Origin of the sequence: Aeromonas dhakensis (assembly GCF_002285935.1) — a bacterium.
GTDB classification, from domain to species: Bacteria; Pseudomonadota; Gammaproteobacteria; order Enterobacterales; family Aeromonadaceae; genus Aeromonas; species Aeromonas dhakensis.
The window spans coordinates 1,620,068-1,638,549 of sequence record NZ_CP023141.1 but is presented as its reverse complement, the minus strand read 5'-3'; the positions used below and the strand labels follow the sequence as shown (position 1 = coordinate 1,638,549).

The 18,482-nt window shown below is 63.3% G+C and carries 14 protein-coding genes; 8 read left to right on the top strand and 6 right to left on the bottom strand.

Annotated elements, in window-relative coordinates; translation table 11 throughout:
- Positions 1-84 precede the first annotated feature (84 nt).
- The 5 genes from eno to rlmD form a co-directional block, all read right to left on the bottom strand.
- Positions 85-1,386: a phosphopyruvate hydratase gene (gene eno / locus CK627_RS08040; RefSeq protein ID WP_005309426.1), complete on the bottom strand. Its 1,302-nt coding sequence runs from the start codon at positions 1,384-1,386 to the stop codon at positions 85-87.
- 89 nt (positions 1,387-1,475) lie between these two features.
- On the bottom strand, positions 1,476-3,113 hold the full coding sequence (gene pyrG, locus CK627_RS08035; protein WP_017764743.1) for a glutamine hydrolyzing CTP synthase: 1,638 nt from the start codon (positions 3,111-3,113) through the stop codon (positions 1,476-1,478).
- Positions 3,114-3,254: 141 nt separating this feature from the next.
- Positions 3,255-4,052: a nucleoside triphosphate pyrophosphohydrolase gene (gene mazG / locus CK627_RS08030; protein WP_042051154.1), complete on the bottom strand. Its 798-nt coding sequence runs from the start codon at positions 4,050-4,052 to the stop codon at positions 3,255-3,257.
- 82 nt (positions 4,053-4,134) lie between these two features.
- A complete protein-coding gene (relA, locus tag CK627_RS08025) occupies positions 4,135-6,348 on the bottom strand; it encodes a GTP diphosphokinase (protein WP_005309420.1) in 2,214 nt (737 codons plus the stop codon).
- A gap of 264 nt (positions 6,349-6,612) precedes the next feature.
- Positions 6,613-7,935, bottom strand: coding sequence for a 23S rRNA (uracil(1939)-C(5))-methyltransferase RlmD (rlmD, locus tag CK627_RS08020; protein ID WP_095592075.1), 1,323 nt, complete (start codon positions 7,933-7,935; stop codon positions 6,613-6,615).
- A gap of 153 nt (positions 7,936-8,088) precedes the next feature.
- Here rlmD and barA point away from each other — a divergent pair, with 153 nt between their 5' ends.
- From barA to CK627_RS08005, 3 genes are all read left to right on the top strand, one after another.
- Entirely contained in the window at positions 8,089-10,800 is a 2,712-nt protein-coding gene (barA, locus tag CK627_RS08015; RefSeq protein ID WP_024941396.1) for a two-component sensor histidine kinase BarA, read from the top strand.
- A 71-nt stretch (positions 10,801-10,871) separates the two neighbouring features.
- Positions 10,872-11,351, top strand: coding sequence for a YehS family protein (locus CK627_RS08010; protein WP_005309414.1), 480 nt, complete (start codon positions 10,872-10,874; stop codon positions 11,349-11,351).
- A gap of 3 nt (positions 11,352-11,354) precedes the next feature.
- Positions 11,355-12,254, top strand: a complete 900-nt coding sequence (locus tag CK627_RS08005) for an N-acetylmuramoyl-L-alanine amidase (protein WP_095592074.1) — start codon at positions 11,355-11,357, stop codon at positions 12,252-12,254.
- Between the two features lie 69 nt (positions 12,255-12,323).
- Here CK627_RS08005 and CK627_RS08000 read toward each other — a convergent pair whose 3' ends face one another.
- Positions 12,324-13,121 carry a DeoR family transcriptional regulator gene (locus CK627_RS08000; protein ID WP_017764749.1) on the bottom strand — a complete coding sequence of 266 codons (798 nt, stop codon included), beginning with the start codon at positions 13,119-13,121 and terminating at the stop codon, positions 12,324-12,326.
- Positions 13,122-13,393: 272 nt separating this feature from the next.
- On the opposite strand from CK627_RS08000, the gene kbaZ reads away from it, so the two are divergent.
- From kbaZ to CK627_RS07975, 5 genes are all read left to right on the top strand, one after another.
- A complete protein-coding gene (kbaZ, locus tag CK627_RS07995; protein ID WP_026459032.1) occupies positions 13,394-14,707 on the top strand; it encodes a tagatose-bisphosphate aldolase subunit KbaZ in 1,314 nt (437 codons plus the stop codon).
- Positions 14,708-14,719: 12 nt separating this feature from the next.
- Positions 14,720-15,931 carry an SIS domain-containing protein gene (locus CK627_RS07990; RefSeq protein WP_095592073.1) on the top strand — a complete coding sequence of 404 codons (1,212 nt, stop codon included), beginning with the start codon at positions 14,720-14,722 and terminating at the stop codon, positions 15,929-15,931.
- 70 nt (positions 15,932-16,001) lie between these two features.
- Positions 16,002-16,436 carry a PTS galactosamine/N-acetylgalactosamine transporter subunit IIA gene (agaF, locus tag CK627_RS07985; RefSeq protein ID WP_010635027.1) on the top strand — a complete coding sequence of 145 codons (435 nt, stop codon included), beginning with the start codon at positions 16,002-16,004 and terminating at the stop codon, positions 16,434-16,436.
- The gene (gene nagA / locus CK627_RS07980) at positions 16,437-17,636 is read left to right on the top strand and encodes an N-acetylglucosamine-6-phosphate deacetylase (protein WP_095592072.1); all 1,200 of its coding nucleotides are present in this window, start codon (positions 16,437-16,439) and stop codon (positions 17,634-17,636) included.
- Complete coding sequence (locus tag CK627_RS07975) at positions 17,627-18,481, top strand: tagatose bisphosphate family class II aldolase (protein ID WP_095592071.1); 855 nt, start codon at positions 17,627-17,629, stop codon at positions 18,479-18,481. The genes nagA and CK627_RS07975 overlap by 10 nt, the downstream gene beginning before the upstream one ends.
- Position 18,482 lies beyond the last annotated feature (1 nt).

Here is an 18,482-nt window from a genome sequence, read left to right as displayed (position 1 = left end):
TGCAGAATCCGGGGATGGGGGTGACACAGACGAAAAAGCCCCGCCGGATGGCGGGGCTTTGTGAAGCAGGAGAACAGGCGACGATTAAGCCTGGTTCTTCACTTCTTTCAGACCGCGGAACGGAGCCTTGGCACCCAGGGCTTCTTCGATGCGGATCAGCTGGTTGTACTTGGCAACACGGTCAGAACGGCTCATGGAACCGGTCTTGATCTGGCCAGCAGCGGTACCAACGGCCAGGTCGGCGATGGTCGCGTCTTCGGTCTCACCGGAGCGGTGGGAGATGACGGCAGTGTAGCCAGCGTCTTTGGCCATCTTGATGGCAGCCAGAGTTTCGGTCAGGGAACCGATCTGGTTGAACTTGATCAGGATGGAGTTGGCGATGCCGTTGTCGATACCGCGCTTCAGGATCTTGGTGTTGGTTACGAACAGGTCGTCACCCACGATCTGGATTTTCTTGCCCAGTTTCTGGGTCTGGTAGGCGAAGCCTTCCCAGTCAGATTCGTCCAGGCCGTCTTCGATGGAGACGATCGGGAACTTGGCAGTCAGCTCTTCCAGGAAGTCGGAGAAACCGTTGGAGGTGAAGACACGGCCTTCGCCTTTCAGGTTGTACTCTTTCTTCTCTGCGTCGTAGAACTCGGAAGCAGCGCAGTCCATGGCCAGGGTCACGTCGGTGCCCAGCTTGTAACCGGCAGCAGCAACGGCTTCGGCGATCACTTCCAGCGCTTCGGCGTTGGATTTCAGGTTCGGAGCGAAACCACCTTCGTCACCAACTGCGGTGTTGTAGCCCTTGGACTTCAGCACTTTGGCCAGGTTGTGGAACACTTCGGCGCCCATGCGAACGGCTTCTTTCAGGGTCTTGGCGCCAACCGGCTGGATCATGAACTCCTGGATGTCGACGTTGTTGTCGGCGTGCTCACCACCGTTGATGATGTTCATCATGGGCAGCGGCATGGAGTAGACACCCGGGGTGCCGTTCAGCTCGGCGATGTGGGCGTACAGCGGCATGCCTTTGGCAGCAGCGGCAGCTTTGGCGTTGGCCAGGGAAACAGCCAGGATGGCGTTGGCGCCGAACTTGGATTTGTTCTCGGTACCGTCGAGGTCGATCATGATCTGGTCGACAGTGGCCTGGTCCTTGGCATCTTTACCCAGCAGCGCTTGAGCGATCGGGCCGTTGACGGCTTCGAGGGCTTTCAGCACGCCTTTACCCAGGAAACGGCTCTTGTCGCCGTCACGCAGTTCCAGCGCTTCGCGGGAACCGGTGGACGCGCCAGACGGAGCGGCTGCCATACCAACAAAACCACCTTCCAGGTGAACTTCGGCCTCAACGGTCGGGTTACCACGGGAGTCGATGATTTCACGACCGATCACTTTAACGATCTTGGACATGTGTATTTCCTCAGGTTTCGTAAAAAAACAACAAAAATATGCCAAAAAAAGCGGCTGTGGCACAGGGCCCCAACCGCATTTATTTTCAATTACTTCAGATTACGCTTCTGATACTCGCCCGCCGCCTTCACAAAACCGGCGAACAGGGCGTGGCCATCACGAGGAGTCGAGGTGAACTCCGGGTGGAACTGCGCGGCCACGAACCAGGGGTGATCCGGGATCTCGATGATTTCCACCAACTTCTTGTCGGCGGAGAGACCGGTCACTTTCAGGCCCGCTGCTTCGATCTGCGGCAGCAGCTTGTTGTTCACTTCATAACGGTGACGGTGGCGCTCGTAAATGGTCGGGCTACCGTACATCTGACGCACCTTGGAATCTTCCACCAGATGGCAGAGCTGGGAACCCAGACGCATGGTGCCGCCCAGATCGGACTTCTCGGTCCGGGTCTCGACGTTGCCTTCGTCATCCACCCACTCGGTGATGAGACCCACTACCGGGTAGGCGCAATCTTTCTTGAATTCGGAGGAGTGAGCCCCGGTCATGCCGGCCACGTTGCGGGCAAATTCGATCATGGCAACCTGCATGCCGAGACAGATGCCGAGATAGGGGATCTTGTTCTCGCGGGCATACTGGGCCGCCAGGATCTTGCCTTCCACGCCGCGCTCACCGAAGCCACCCGGCACCAGGATCGCGTCCAGACCTTCCAGCAGCTCGGCGCCACGGGTCTCGATGTCCTGTGAATCGATGTACTTGATGTTGACGGAGAGGCGGGTCTTCAGGCCGCCGTGCTTGAGCGCCTCGTTGACGGACTTGTAGGCATCCGGCAGGGAGACGTACTTGCCCACCATACCGATGGTCACTTCTGCAGTCGGGTTGGCCTCTTCATAGATGACCTGTTCCCACTCGGCCAGATCGGCCTCCTTGCACTCGATGCCGAAGCGCTCGGTGATGTAGGAGTCCAGGTTCTGGGATTTCAGCAGCGCCGGGATCTTGTAGATGGAGTCGACGTCCTTCATGGAGATGACGGCACGCTCCGGCACGTTGCAGAACAGGGCGATCTTGGCACGTTCGTTGGCCGGAATGGCGCGGTCGGAACGGCAGATCAGCACGTCTGGCTGGATACCGATGGAGAGCAGCTCCTTCACGGAGTGCTGGGTCGGCTTGGTCTTCACTTCGCCGGCGGCGGCCAGATAAGGCACCAAGGTCAGGTGCATGAACATGGCGTTGTTGCGACCCACTTCGGCAGCCAGCTGACGAATGGCTTCGAGGAACGGCAGGGACTCGATGTCGCCCACTGTGCCGCCCACTTCGACGATGGCAACCTGATGGCCTTCGGCACCGGCAATCACCCGCTCTTTAATGGCGTTGGTGATGTGCGGGATCACCTGAATGGTGGCGCCCAGATAGTCGCCGCGGCGCTCTTTGCGCAGCACGTCGGCGTAGATGCGACCGGTGGTGAAGTTGTTGCGGCGGGTCATCTTGGTGCGGATGAAACGCTCGTAGTGGCCCAAGTCCAGATCGGTCTCGGCCCCGTCCTCGGTTACGAACACTTCACCGTGCTGGGTCGGGCTCATGGTGCCCGGATCCACGTTGATATAGGGGTCCAGTTTCATGATGGTCACATCCAGACCACGGGCTTCCAGAATGGCTGCCAGAGAAGCTGCGGCAATGCCTTTGCCGAGGGATGAAACAACGCCACCAGTTACAAAAATATATTTTGTCGTCATGCTGAACCTGAAAGAAGTTTAGGGAATTTTAAGGGGTGCTTCGGGGATGAAGCAGGACGGGGAAACAGTATACCAAAACCCCCTCTCCCAAACAATGAACAAAAATCTATCAGGCTCCCGGTGCTCCCATCTTGCGCCAAATCAACTTTGTTCGGTTTCCTTGGCCTTGACCCAGGCGGCATCCAGCTTCTCGAGGCTGCAGTCGGTCATTTTCAGCCCTTCCGCGGCGATAAACTGTTCAACCTGACGAAAGCGGCGTTCGAACTTGGCGTTGGCGCCCCGCAGCACCTGCTCCGGATCCTTGCCCAGATGACGCACCAGATTGACGGTGGCAAACAGCAGATCGCCGAGTTCGTCGCTCACCCGTTCTTCATCCACGTCGGCCATCAGCGCCTCTTCCATCACCTCGTCGATCTCCTCGTGGATCTTGTCTACCACAGGGCCAAGCGTCTTCCAGTCAAAACCGACGGTGGCGCAGCGCTTCTGGATCTTGGCGGCGCGGGTCAGGGCCGGCAGCGAGAGGGGGATGTCGTCAAGCACGCTCTCTTTGTCGAGCGCCGCTCGCTCCTTGGCCTTTTCCGCCTCCCAGTTCACCTTCACCGCCTGCTCGTCGCCGAGGTCGGCATCGGAGAAGACATGAGGGTGGCGACGAATGAGCTTCTCGCTCACCGTGTCGACGATGTCGGCAAAGTCGAACAGCCCCTGCTCCTTGCCAAGCTGGGCATAGAACACCACCTGGAACAGCAGATCCCCCAGCTCCCCTTTCAGCCCCTGCCAATCTTCGGTCTCGATGGCGTCGGCCACCTCGTAGGCCTCCTCCAGGGTGTGCGGCACTATGGTCTGGAAGCTCTGCTTGAGATCCCAGGGGCAGCCCCCGTTCGGGTCACGCAGTTTGGCCATGATGGCGAGCAGTTGGGGCAGGTCGTAACGTTGGGACATGGGATATTCGCTTTTCTTGATGCTACCGGGAGAAAACAGTGACCGACCTGGCGGTCGGTCACGAGTGCAGTGTTGTGTACGATCAGAGGCGCTTGGCGCTGATCACGTCGTTGAGCTGGCTGAGCTTGGCCAACGCCCGGTTGAAGGCGTTGATGTTGTAAATTTCCAGCTCCATGTCGATCTCGGCGGTCTGCTCGCGCACGTTGGAGCGCGAGCGCACCCCCATCACGTTGATCTTCTCGTTGGCGAGCACTGTGGTGATGTCGCGCAGCAGGCCGGACCTGTCGTTGGAGAGGATGCGGATGGTGAGACCGTAACCGCCGGAGTAGTTCTCCCCCCATACCGCGTCGATCAACCGCTCCGGGTTGCGGCGCGACAGCTCTTTGAGCTGCTCGCAATCCTCCCGGTGGATGGATACGCCGCGGCCCATGGTGATGAAACCCTGGATGGCATCCCCAGGGATCGGCTGGCAGCAGCGGGCGATGTGGGTCATCAGGTTGCCCACCCCTTCCACGACTATGTGATCCTTGGGCTTGTGGCGGAACGGCGCGTTGGCCTTCTGCTCCAGTTTCTCCAGCAGGCGGCGATCTTCCTCCTCCGCCGTCGGCTTGTTGTAGCAGGTGTCCAGGTAGTTGATCACCTGGTTGATGCGGATGTCGCCGCTGCCGATGCCGGCCAGCAGATCGTCGGTGCTCTCCAGATTGAAGCGGCGCAGCATGTTGCCCTTGTCGATCTTGGCCATGCTGAGGTTGTGGCGATCCAGCTCCTTGTCGAACAACTCGCGCCCGGCGACGATGTTTTTGTCCCGATCCAGCTTTCTAAACCAGGTGGCCACCTTGGCCCGCGCCCGGCTGGAGCGCAGGAAACCCGAGTTGGGGTTCATCCAGTCGCGGCTCGGGTTCGGCTCTTTCTGGGTGATCACCTCCACCTGATCGCCGGTCTGCAGCGCATAGGTGAACGGCACGATGCGGCCGTCGATCTTGGCGCCGATGCAGCGGTGGCCGATCATGCTGTGGACGTGATAGGCAAAGTCGAGGGGCGTGGCCCCCGCCGGCAGGTCGATGACATCCCCTTTCGGAGTGAAGACGTAGACCCTGTCCTCGAACACCTGACTGCGCAGATCCTCGAGCAGGGAACCGCTCTCGGAGAGATCCTCCTGCCAGGCGAGCAGCTTGCGCAGCCACTCGATCTTGTCTTCGAAGTTGTTGGCCTTGCCACCGGCCTGAGCCCCTTCCTTGTAGCGCCAGTGGGCCGCCACTCCGAGCTCGGCGTCCTGGTGCATCTGGTCGGTACGGATCTGGATCTCCACCGTCTTGCCCTCGGGCCCCACCACCACTGTGTGGATGGACTGGTAGCCGTTGGGTTTGGGGTTGGCGACATAGTCGTCAAACTCGCGGGGAATGTGGTGGAAATGGGTGTGAACGATGCCGAGCGCCGCATAGCAATCCTGCAGCCGCTTGGTCACCACCCGCACCGCGCGCACGTCGAACAGCTCGTTGAACTCGAGGTGCTTCTTCTGCATCTTGCGCCAGATGCTGTAGATGTGTTTCGGCCGGCCGTAGACTTCGGCCTCGACCCCCGCCTCTTTCAGGGCATCGCGCAGGGACTGCACGAACTCGCGGATGTAGCGCTCCCGATCGAGCCGTTTTTCGTCGAGCTGTTTGGCGATCTGCTTGTAGGTATCCGGGTGCAGATAACGGAAGGCGAGATCTTCAAGTTCCCACTTGAGCTGACCGATGCCGAGCCGGTTGGCCAGCGGGGCGTAGATGTTGGTGATCTCCTGGGCCATCAGCACCCGGGTCTCTTCATCCGCCTTCTTCGCCTCCCGCAGGCAGGCGATCCGCTCCGCCAGCTTGATCACCACGGCGCGCACATCCTCGACCATGGCGAGCAGCATGCGCCGCACGTTGTCGACCTGCTCCGGCGAGGTTTCGCTGCGGTGCAGGGTCTGCAGGGAGCGGATAGCCTCCATCTCCAGCACCCCTTCCACCAGCTTGGCGATCTTGGGACCGAAGTCCTCGTCCATCCGCTCCTGGCTGATGAGACCGGCTTCGACGAAGGGGTAGATGATGGCGGCCTTGAGGGTGCCGAGATCCATGCTGAGCATCAGCAGGATGCCCACCATCTCGACCCCGCGCACCAGCAGCCGGTTGGTGAGCGCTTCGTCACCGAGCGTCAGACAGTACTGGTAGACGGTTCGCAGCTGATCCTTGTCACTGTCACTCAGGGTGAGCGAGCTGACCCACTCCTCCAGGGTGAAGTTATCTTTCAAATGAATATCGCGAACCGCAACCATGGTATCAATCCTTTAAATTATTGGGCCGAAGGCTGTCGCCCCCTCCCCTCATGAGATTGCCTCAAATGGGGATCTGCGGAGAATTTTTCAAGGCATATTGTCAAGAAAAACAATAGAGTTCTCCGCCAGGCCCTGCCGATTTACAAGGGTCTAGATTACCCCAATCATGCCTGCCCAGACAGCGTTATGGACGCCACCATCGTCAGCTGACGGCTGCCCTTTCATGGCACCGTCACCACGTCCGTTTTGCCCATCACCGCCCGTCTATTTGCGCTCGAACAGCGCCATGGACTCCAGGTGGCCGGTGTGCGGGAACATGTCGAGCATGCCGAGGCGCACCAGCCGATAGCCCCCTTTCACCAGCACCTGGCTGTCGCGCGCCAGGGTGACCGGATTACAGGAAACGTAGACCACCCGTCTGGGTGAAAGTTTCACGACGTGCTCCATCACCTCGAACGCACCGGGACGGGCCGGATCCAGCAGCACCAGATCGAACCCTTCCCGCGCCCAGGACATGCCGGCGATGTCGCCGCTCAGGTCCGCCTTGTAGAAACGTGCATTCTCGATGCCGTTGCGACGGGCGTTCTCTTCGGCACGGGCCACCATGGCCAGCGCCCCTTCCACCCCCACCACTTCGCGGGCCTGACGGGCCAGCGGCAGGGTGAAGTTGCCGATGCCGCAGAAGAGATCGAGCACCTTGTCATCCTTGCCCGCCTCGAGCCAGTTCAGCGCCTGCTCCACCATGCGCTGGTTGACCGGGCCGTTGACCTGGATGAAGTCACCGGGAGCGAATGCAAGAGACAGGCCATCCAGCGAGTAGGAGGGCGCAAATTGCTGGTGCAGCGGCTCGATCTGCTCGTCGGCCGCCTGCAGATAGAGGTCGATCCCCTGCACCTTGGCGAACTCGATCAGCTGAGCCCGATCCGCCTCGGTCGGTCGGCCGGTATGGCGCAGCAGCATCAGGATCCCCTGCTCGGCCTGGATCAACTCCGCATGGCCCAGCTCACGCTGGCTCTTGAGGCGGTTGAGGCATTCGCGCAGCGGGGCGATCAGCGCGGAGAGCGGTTCGGCCAGCACCGGACAGCCACTGATCTCCACCAGATCGTTGGACTGACGGCGACGAAAGCCCACCCGGGTGCAGCGGCCGTTCTTGTCAAACTTGATGGCCAGCCGGCAGACCCGGCGATAGGCGCGGGACTCTCCGCCCAGCACGGGCTCCAGCGCCGGAGGCTGGATGTTGCCGAGCCGCTCGAACAGGCTGACCAGGCCGGCCTCCTTGGCGGCGCGCTGATCCGCCTCAGCCAGATGCTGGGCGCTGCAGCCGCCACACTCGCGGTAGTGGCTGCAGAAGGGGGCGATGCGATTGGCCGCCGGAGTCACCACCTGTTGCAGGGCGGCGTGGGCATACTGCTTCTTGTCTTCGAGGATGCGGGCCTTGACCTGCTCACCGGGCAGCGCCCCTTCGATGAAGATCGCCTTGCCCTGGTGGCGGCCGATCCCGACGCAGTGGTGATCCAGGCTGTCTACCGTAAATTCAATACGTTGGGGCTGGGTGGATTTCTTTTGGGGCTTGAAAAACTGGGCCATAAAACTTGGTGCCTATAGGTGGCTATGTCATGATTGTGGAATCTGCAGCAGGCTATTGTCCCACAAGAATAATAGTATGACCAAATACGGCCTGTGGGCCCGCACCCGCTCGTTTACGCCATTGCCAACCCTGCTCTTCGGGGGATCATCCGCATGACCAAATACGGCCTTCGGGCGCGTGTGCTGGCCTTTACCATCTTGCCGACCCTGATCATCGGCGGCCTGATGGCCGGCTATTTCACCTTCCACCGCTATCAGCAGCTGGAAAACAACCTGATCGATCAGGGCATCAACATCATAGAGCCGCTGGCCATCGCCAGTGAATACGGCATGACCCAGCACAGCCGCGAATCGCTCAAGCGGCTGATCGGCCTCACCCACCGCAAGAACTCGCCGCTCATCAAGTCCATCGCCGTCTTCACCCAGGACAACCAGCTGTTCGTGACGTCCAACTACCACAGGGACTTCACCCGGCTGCGGCTGCCGGACGGCAGCCAGATCCCCGAGCTCACCAGTGTCACCCTCTATGGCGACGACATCATCTTGCGCACCCCGATCCAGGCCGAGACCAGCATGGACGGCTTCCCGCTGCCGAGCGACGTGGAGCCGCCGATGATCGGCTACATCTCCATGCAGATGACCACAGACCGGGCCATGATCCTGCAGTACCGCGACACCTTCTTCGCGGTGATCATGGTGCTCATCGGCATCGCCTTCAGCACCCTGTTCGGCTTTCGGCTGGTCAAGAGCGTGACCCAACCCATCACCGACATGGTGCAGGCGGTGCACAAGATCAGGGAGGGACGGCTCGACACCCGGGTCAGCGGTCAGCTCACCGGCGAGCTGGACATGCTGAAAAACGGCATCAACGCCATGGCCAAGGCGCTCTCGGAATACCACGAAGAGATGCAGCAGAACATCGATCAGGCCACCTCCGACTTGCGCGAGACGCTGGAGCAGATCGAGATCCAGAACGTCGAGCTCGACATGGCCAAGAAGCGGGCGCAGGAGGCGGCGCGGGTCAAGTCGGAGTTCCTCGCCAACATGTCCCACGAGCTGCGCACCCCGCTCAACGGGGTCATCGGCTTTACCCGCCAGCTGCTCAAGACCAGCCTGACCCCGAGCCAGACCGACTACATGCAGACCATCGAGAAGTCGGCCCGCAACCTGCTCGGCATCATCAACGACATCCTCGACTTCTCCAAGCTGGAGGCGGGCAAGCTGCAGCTGGAGCACATCCCCTTCAGCCTGCGCGACACCCTCAACGAGACCATGCACCTGCTCGGCCCCAGCGCCCACGACAAGCAGCTGGAGCTCTCCCTGCAGGTGGATGCCGAGGTGCCGGACTACCTCACCGGCGACCCCATGCGCCTGCAGCAGGTGCTGACCAACCTCACCGGCAACGCCATCAAGTTTACCGAGCGCGGCAACGTGGACGTGCGCATCGAGCAGACCGGCAGCCTCAGCGGCAATAAGGTGCGGCTCAACGTGCTGATCCGCGACACCGGCATCGGCATCTCGGAAGAGCAGCAGCGCCAGCTGTTCCAGGCCTTCAACCAGGCCGACTCCTCCATCTCCCGCCGTTATGGCGGCACCGGCCTGGGCCTCGTCATCACCCAGAAGCTGGTGCAGCAGATGGGGGGGCAGATCCGATTCGAATCGGAACTCGGCAAGGGATCTGTCTTCTCCTTCAGCCTGGATCTGGAGGTCTCCCCCCTGCCCCAGACTGACCGGTTGCCGCTGGATCGCATCCAGGGCAAGCGGGTCTGGCTGCTGGAGCCGGATCCCTTCAGCCACTCCGCCATCTGCGCCCTGCTGGCGGAGTGGCAGTTGCAGGTGCACTCCCTGACCGGCGACGACCCCTGGCCCGAGATGAGCAGCCAGGACATGGTGATCATCGGCAGCGGCACCCAGCACAGCCCGCAGCAAGTGGTGGCGCGCCTCGACGGGCTGGATGGCCAGCAGAACACCATAGTGCTGCTCAGCAGCCACGAGCCTTCGCTCTACGAGGCCATGCTGGCCCACGGTGCCCAGCACTGCCTCTCCAAACCCATCAACCACCGCAAGCTGCTGCACGCCCTGCTCTCCCCCGAGGCGGCGCGCAGCGCCCCGCTGCCAGAGCCCTCCCCGCGCAGCGTGCAGGAGATCAAGGTGCTGGCGGTGGACGACAACGCCGCCAACCTCAAGCTGATCGCCGCCATGCTCAAGGAGATGGTGAGCCAGGTGGTGGTGTGCAAGAACGGCAAGGAGGCGGTCAGACTGGCCCAGAGCCAGCCGTTCGACATCATCTTCATGGATATCCAGATGCCGATCATGGACGGCATCAGCGCCACCCAAGCTATTCGCAGCCAGTCCCTCAACACCGAGACGCCCATCGTCGCGGTCACCGCCCACGCCATTCCCGGCGAGCGGGAGCGGCTGATCCGCCAGGGCATGGACGACTACCTGGCCAAGCCCATCGACGAGGCCATGCTGGCCAAGCTCATCACCGACTTCGCCCATCGTCGCCACCAGAATCACGCCAGCCAGCAGATCGACTGGTCGCTGGCGGTGCGCCAGGCGGCGGGCAAGCTGGATCTCGCCAAGGAGATGCTGACCATGCTGATGACCAGTTTCGACGAGGTGGATCCGGTGCTGGAGGCGGCGCTCGCCGGCCAGGTGGAGGACAGCGAGGTGCTGGCCCAGCTCCATCGCCTCAACGGCGGCTGCGCCTACTCGGGGGTGCCTCGCCTGCAGCGGCTGCTCTCCCAGTTGGAGCAGCAGCTGCGGGACGGGGTGGCGGTGGCCGAACTCGAGCCCGAGTTGCTGGAGCTGCAGGATGCGATGGAGCAGGTGCGCCAGGAGGCTCCCCGCTACCTCGCCTGACCCGGTGGTCCGCTTTTTCTGACGCGGGCCCCGCCAGATGGTAAAGTTGCGCCGTTTCCACAGGAGTCGACATGACCAACAACGATATTTTGCGCCGCCTGCGCTACGCCCTCAGCATCAGCAACGACCAGATGGTCGACATGTTCGCCAAGGGCAACCTGACCGTCACCCACGCCCAGCTGCACGGCTGGCTGATGAAAGAGGCAGAAGAGGGTGAGGTGCAGGAGGCTGGCTTTGCCGCCTGCCCGGATTCGGCCCTGAGCCAGTTCCTCGACGGCCTGATCCTGGTGCGCCGCGGCGCGCGGGAAGATGCACCGCCCCAGGTGATCCCGAACCGGATCAACAACAACATGATCCTGCGCAAGCTGCGCATCGGCCTCAACTTCAAGGAAGAGGAGATGCTCGCCACCCTCAAGCTGGCGAACTTCAACCTCTCCAAGTCCGAGCTGAGCGCCCTGTTCCGCTCACGGGACCACAAGCACTACCAGGATTGCGGGGATCAGATCCTGCGCAACTTCCTCATCGGCCTCACCGCCAAGTATCGCGGCTGAACCATGGGCCGGCGTCTGCGCTCACCATCATCCCGCCTGCTGGCGGTGGGTGGGCGCCGTCGGCCATGGGGCGACTGCCGGCACTGGTATGCCCTCTGCCTCACCCTGCTGCTGAGCGCCTGTCAGCCAGCCCCCTATCGGCTCAACAACGACCATCAGAGCGCCAGCCAGAACGAGCGCATCGCCTTTCTGATCCTGCACTACACGGATGAAGACGATGAGCGTTCCCTGCGCCTGCTGACCGAGCCGGCCCATCAGGTGAGCGCCCACTACCTTATCCCGCGCGATACCGATAAGCGGCCGCTGCCGGTCTACCAGCTGGTGCCCGACAACCGGCGCGCCTGGCATGCCGGCCGCAGCCGCTGGCACCAGTATACGGGGCTCAATGCCAGCTCCCTTGGCATCGAGATCGTCAACCTCGGCTACCCGCCACAAGATGAGCTGCTGCCCGCCCACCAGCGGCGCTGGCAACCCTACACCCGGGCACAGATAGCCGCCCTCGGCGCCCTCACCCGCGAGCTGGTCGAGCGCTACCAGATCCCCCCCACCCAGGTGCTGGCCCACAGCGACGTCGCCCCCGAGCGCAAGCAGGATCCCGGTCCCCACTTCCCCTGGCGCGAGCTGGCCCTGCACTACGGGGTGGGCGCCTGGCCCGATGAGACCCGGCTGGCCGAGCTGCGCCAGCAGCCGGCGCCGGCCTGGGATGCCCTCGGCTGGCAGCAACGGCTGGCCAGCTACGGCTATGGCGTAACCCCGAGCGGCAACTGGGACGAGCAGAGCCGCGCCGCCCTGCGCGCCTTTCAGCTCCACTTTCGGCCCGCCCTGGTCAGCGGTGAACCGGATGCCGAGAGCCAGGCCATCCTGACAGCCCTGCTCGAGCGTTACTTTCCCGCGCAACGCTGAGCTTCGCCCCAGACCACGAAAGAGGGACGCCACGGCGTCCCTCTTTCGCATTCTCAGTCGATTGCAGGCTCAGGCCTCCACCAGCAGCACCTCTATCCCGGCCTGACGCAGACCGGCCAGGGTCTCCGCCGCAATGGCGTCGTCGGTGATCAGGGTGTGGATGCGCCGGGTATCGACGATCTTGTGCAGGCTCAGCCGACCAAACTTGCTGGAGTCGGTCACGACGATGATCCGCTCGGCCACGTGGCACATGCAGCGGTTGAGCCTGGCCTCGTCTTCGTGATGGGTGCTGACGCCGCGCTCCAGATCGATGCCATCCACCCCGAGAAACAGCAGATCGAAGTGATAGTTCTGCAAGGAGAGATCCGCCTGGGCGCCGTAAAAGGAGAGCGACTTGCGGCGCAAATGGCCCCCCGTCATCAGCAGCTCTACCCCTTCCGCCTCCAGCAGGGCGTTCGCCACGTTCATGCCGTTGGTCATCACCACTATCTCCTGGTGATCGCGCAGGTGGCGCGCCACCTCCAGGGTAGTGGTGCCCGAGTCCAGAATGAGGCGACAACCCGGCTGCACCAGGCTCGCCGCCATGGCGCCGATGCGCTGTTTGACCGGGGTGTTGAGCACGCTCTTGTCGGCGATGGTGCGCTCGGCCACCGGCTGGCCGGATTCACACAACAGGGCACCGCCGTAGGCGCGCACCGCCACCCCCTGTTTCTCCAGAAATGCCAGATCGTTGCGGATGGTGACGGTGGATACCTGATAGTGGCCGGCCAGCTCGTTGACCTGAACGCTGCCATTGCTGCGCAGCTGTTGAATGATGCGCTCCCGTCGCTCGCTGGTGCCGAGCACGCTCTTTTCGGTGATTTGCATAGTCTCTCTGCCGGAGTCCTGTGGTGAAAGTAGAGCTTTCACTTCGTTACGTTTCCCTATTAACACTCAGCCTCGATGGCAAATCAAGCTTTCATTGAATTGAAAAGTGCCGTCAGACTCCCTTAAGCAGCGAAAAAACTTTCGATTCATTTCTTTTTGTGATCTTGCTCAAGATGTGAACACGCTTTTATTTCGTTTCGAACGCCGTACGCCTAGGGTAAAGAAAGAAATCGAAAGCAACACATCCTGTTCAGGCCAAGAGGAAGAGGGAAATGAAATCAATGCTGGATCTGGTCGCACAACACAAGCAGGGGGAGCAGGTCGGGATCTACGCCGTCTGCTCCGCCCATCCGCTGGTACTGGAGGCGGCCCTGCGACTGGCGGCGCAAGGAGACCAGCTGCTGCTGGTCGAGGCCACCTCCAATCAGGTGGATCAATTTGGCGGCTACACCGGCATGACACCGGCCGATTTTCGCGACCTGCTGCACCGGCTCGCCGCCGAGTGCCGCTTTCCCGTGCAGCGGCTGGTACTGGGTGGGGATCACCTCGGCCCCAACCGCTGGCAGAGCGAACCCGCCGAACAGGCCATGGCCCACGCCGAGGATCTCGTCGCCAGCTATGTCGCGGCCGGCTTCAAGAAGATCCACCTCGACTGCAGCATGTCCTGCCAGGGGGATCCGGTGCCGCTGACCGACGAGCTGGTGGCGGCGCGCGCCGCCCGACTGGCAAACGTGGCCGAGCAGACCGCCATCCGGCAGTTTGGCCACAGCGACCTGGTCTATGTGATTGGCACCGAAGTGCCGGTACCGGGCGGTGCCCACGAAGAGCTGGCCGAGCTGGCGGTCACCACGCCTGAGGCGGCGCGCCACACCCTGGCCGCCCACCAGCAGGCCTTCGAGCAGGCCGGGCTGGCCCAGCTCTGGCCGCGGGTGATCGGTCTGGTGGTACAACCCGGCGTGGAGTTCGACCACACCCACGTCATCGACTACCGCCCCGAGCGGGCCGCCCCCTTGAGCCGGATGATCGAGGCCTATCCCCATCTGGTGTTCGAGGCCCACTCCACCGATTACCAGACCCCGGATGCCTACCACCAGCTGGTGCGCGATCACTTCGCCATCCTCAAGGTCGGCCCCGCCCTCACCTTCGCCCTGCGCGAGGCGCTGTTTGCCCTCGCCGCCATCGAGGAGGAGCTGGTGGTGGCCAAGGCCTGCTCGGGCCTGCGCCAGGTGCTGGAAGAGACCATGCTGGATCGCCCCGACTTCTGGCGCAGCCACTATCAGGGCAGCCCCAACGAGTGCCGGCTGGCCCGCGGCTACAGCTACTCCGATCGCATTCGCTACTACTGGCCCGACAGCCGGGTCGATGACTGTTACGCCCGGCTGCTGGCCAACCTGGCCGCCGAACCCATTCCCCTGCCGCTGCTCAGCCAGCACCTGCCGCTGCAATACCGCAAGGTGCGCCAGGGCACGCTGTCGCCCCGGGTTCACGACCTCATTCTCGATCAGGTGCAGGAGGTGCTGCGCCAGTACGCGGCGGCCTGCAGCGCCGTTCCCGCCAGCCACTCCCGGCTGACCCCGGTTGTATAAGGAGTTGTAGAGATGATCCTTGGTTATCCAGAAGAGACGCTGCGGTCGGCCAACGGCCTGGCCACCGCCCGTGAAATTCGCCAGCAACCCGCCACCTGGCGGGAGACCCTCACCATGGTAGAGGAGTGCCGCGCCACCATAGAGCGCTTCCTGCTGCCCCTGCTGTCGCGGGGCAACCTGCGGGTGATCCTGACCGGGGCCGGCACCTCCGCCTTTGCCGGACGCGCCCTCGCCCCCTATCTCAGTGCCCGCCTCAACGGCCGTTTCGAGGCGATCGCCACCACCGACATCGTCACCGATCCGGGCGAATACCTGGCACAGGACTGCCCGACCCTGCTCATCTCCTTCGCCCGCTCCGGCAACAGCCCGGAGAGCGTGGCGGCGGTGGAGCTGGCCAGCCAGCTGCTGAGCGAGTGCCACCACCTGGTGCTGACCTGCAACGGTGAGGGGGAGCTCTATCGCCGCTGCCAGAAGGATGCTCGCTCCCTGGCGCTGCTGATGCCGCCCCAGACCCACGACCGCAGCTTTGCCATGACCAGCAGCCTCACCAGCATGATGCTGAGCTGTCTGGCGGTATTCCTGCCGCGCCAGTTCAACCCGATCGCCAGCCAGCCGCTCATCGCGCTGGGGGACGCCATCCTGCCCCAGGCCGAGCTGAAGGTGCCCGAGTGGGATCGGCCGCTGCCGGAGCGGGTCATCTACCTTGGCAGCGGCAGCCTGCAAGGGGTGGCCCAGGAGGCGGCCCTCAAGCTGCTGGAGCTCACAGCCGGCCAGGTGATGGCCATGCACGACTCCCCCACCGGCTTTCGCCACGGGCCCAAGTCGGCCATCAATCGGCAGACCCTGATCGTGCTGATGGTGTCCAACGATCCCTATACCCGCCAGTACGACCTGGACCTGCTCGGCGAGCTGCGCCAGGACGGCCATGCCGCCCGGGTGGTCGCCCTGGCCGATCGGCCTGATCCGCTCATCAGCGCTGGCGAACACATCTATCTGCCCACCCCCCTCAACGGTGACGACGCCGAGCTGGCGCTCTGCTACCTGCTCTACGCCCAGTATTACGCCTTCCACACCGCGCTGGTGCTGGGCATCACCCCGGACAATCCCTGCCCGAGCGGGCGGGTCAACCGGGTAGTGCAGGGGGTCAACATCTATCCGTTCGAAGGCCGGAAGTACGAAACAAGACACAGAAATCATCAACAGGGCGAACCAATATCCCTTTGAGGGGTGGGTAAATGTTGAACTGACGCGGTTTTCCCCACTTACCCATGTCACGGAAAAAGGAGTGAGTTGCATGTTGGGCATCATCATTTGCGGACACGGCGGCTTCGCCAGCGGCATGGAACAGGCCATGTTGCAGATCCTCGGCGAGCAGGAGGCGGTGGTCGCCATCGACTTTCCCGAGTCCTCCACCACGGCCCTGCTGCAGGATCAGTGCGAAACCGCCCTGACTCAGGTTGAGCGAGGGGATGGAGTGGTCTTTCTGACCGATCTGCTGGGGGGAACCCCGTTTCGGGTCGCCTCCACCCTGGCGCTGCGCCAGCCCGGACGAGAGGTGGTCACCGGCACCAATCTGCAGCTGCTGCTGGAGATGGTGATGGAGCGCGGCGAGCTGACCCCGTCCCAGTTTCGTGAACAGGCGCTGTGCTGTGGTCATCGCGGCCTCACCAGCCTGGTGGACGAGCTGGCGCGCGAGCGGGCCGAGACGCTGGCCGAGGAGGGGATCTAGATGGCAGAGCAGATCCGCGCCCGCCGCCTGCTGACCGAGCAGGGCTGGCTGACACACCAGGTACTGACTCATGAAGGAGGCGTCATCACCGCCATCTACCCCATCCCGGCCGACGACCCGGTACGGGAGGTCGAGCTGCTGGTGCCCGCCCTCATCGATGGCCATGTCCACGGCGGGGCCGGCGTCGACGTGATGGACGAGGCGGCCGACGCCCTGGCCCGCCTCTCCCTTGCCAAGGCGGCAGAAGGGGTGGGCGCCTTCCTCGCCACCACGGTTACCGCCCCGCTGCCCGCCATCCTCAGCACCCTCTGTCGCATCGCCGATGCCATGGCGAGCCCCCTGCCGGGCGCGCAACTGCTCGGCAGCTATCTGGAGGGGCCCTACTTCACCCCGGACAACAAGGGCGCCCATGACCCGGCCCTGTTCCGGGAGCTTGATCTGGCGGAGCTCGACCGGCTGCAACAGGTGGCGCGAGGCACCCTGAAAGTGGTCGCCCTCGCCCCCGAGAAAACCGGGGCGCTGGCCGCCATCCGTCATCTCAAGCAGGCCGGCATCCGGGTGATGCTGGGTCACTCCGCCGCCGACCATGACACCACCATGGCGGCGCTGGCGGCGGGGGCCTCCGGGCTGGTGCACTGCTTCAACGGCATGCGCGGCCTGCACCACAGAGAACCCGGCATGGTCGGCGCAGGGCTGGTGCATCCCGATGCCTGGCTGGAGCTCATCGCCGACGGCCACCACGTCCATCCGAGCGTGCTCAGACTCTGTCACTGCTGCGCCAGGGATCGCCTGCTGCTCATCACGGATGCCATGCGCGCCGCCGGCATGCCGGACGGTCACTACCTGCTCGGCGACTACCGGGTGGAGATGAAGGACGGGGTGGTGCGCACCGACACCGGCGGCCTGGCGGGCAGCACCCTCACCCTGCTCGGCGCCGTGCGCAACATGGTGCAGCTGGCCGGCGTGCCCCTGGAGGAGGCCATCCGCATGGCTTCGCTGGCACCGGCCCGGATGCTGGGGATGGAACATCGCCTCGGCTCGCTGGCCGTCGGCAAGCAGGCCAACCTGCTCGCCCTGACCGCAGATCTCAATCAACAACATATCTGGGTGGCGGGCCGGGAGATCCTCCCCGCCCCTGCCCCGCTCTCTTTCCCTGAAGCTGGTGCCCGCCAGGGTGCCAAGGAGTCCTCATGTATCTGATCTCGTCCCACGAAATGCTTAAAGATGCCCAGCGCCGCGGCTATGCGGTGCCCGCCTTCAACATCCACAACCTGGAGACCGTCGAGGTGGTGGCCCGCACCGCCGCCAAGCTGAACTCGCCGGTGATCCTGGCGGCCACACCGGGCACCTACCGCCACGCCGGAGTCGAATACCTGGTCTCCATCTGCGCCTCGGCTGCCCATCAGTACCGTATCCCGCTGGTACTGCATCTGGACCACCACGAGGACGAGCAGGATATCCACTACAAGGTCGAGGCAGGCATCCATTCCGCCATGATCGATGCCTCCCACCTGCCGTTCGAGGAGAACGTCGCCAAGGTGCAGCGGGTCGTCACCTTCTGCCACCGCATGGGGGCGAGTGTGGAGGCCGAACTGGGCCAGCTCGGCGGCCAGGAGGATGACCTCATCGTGGACGCCGCCAACGCCCATCTGACCGCCCCTGACAAGGCGGCCGAGTTCGTGGCGCGCACCGGCATCGACTCCCTGGCCGTCGCCATCGGCACGGCCCACGGCCTCTACAAGGAGGAGCCGCGCCTCGACTTCGAGCGCCTCGCCGCCATCCAGGCCAGGGTCCCGGTGCCGCTGGTGCTGCACGGTGCCTCCGGCATTCCCGACCGGGACGTGCGCCGCTGCATCGAGCTCGGGGTGTGCAAGGTCAACGTGGCCACCGAACTCAAGATCGCCTTCTCCGACGCCATGAAGGCGTTCCTGGCCTCCCACCCCGACGCCAGCGATCCGCGCCAGTATCTGGTGCCCGCCATGGCCGCCATGGAGGAGGTAGTCGCCGCCAAGATCCGCATGTGCATGAGCGATCAAAAGTTATAAA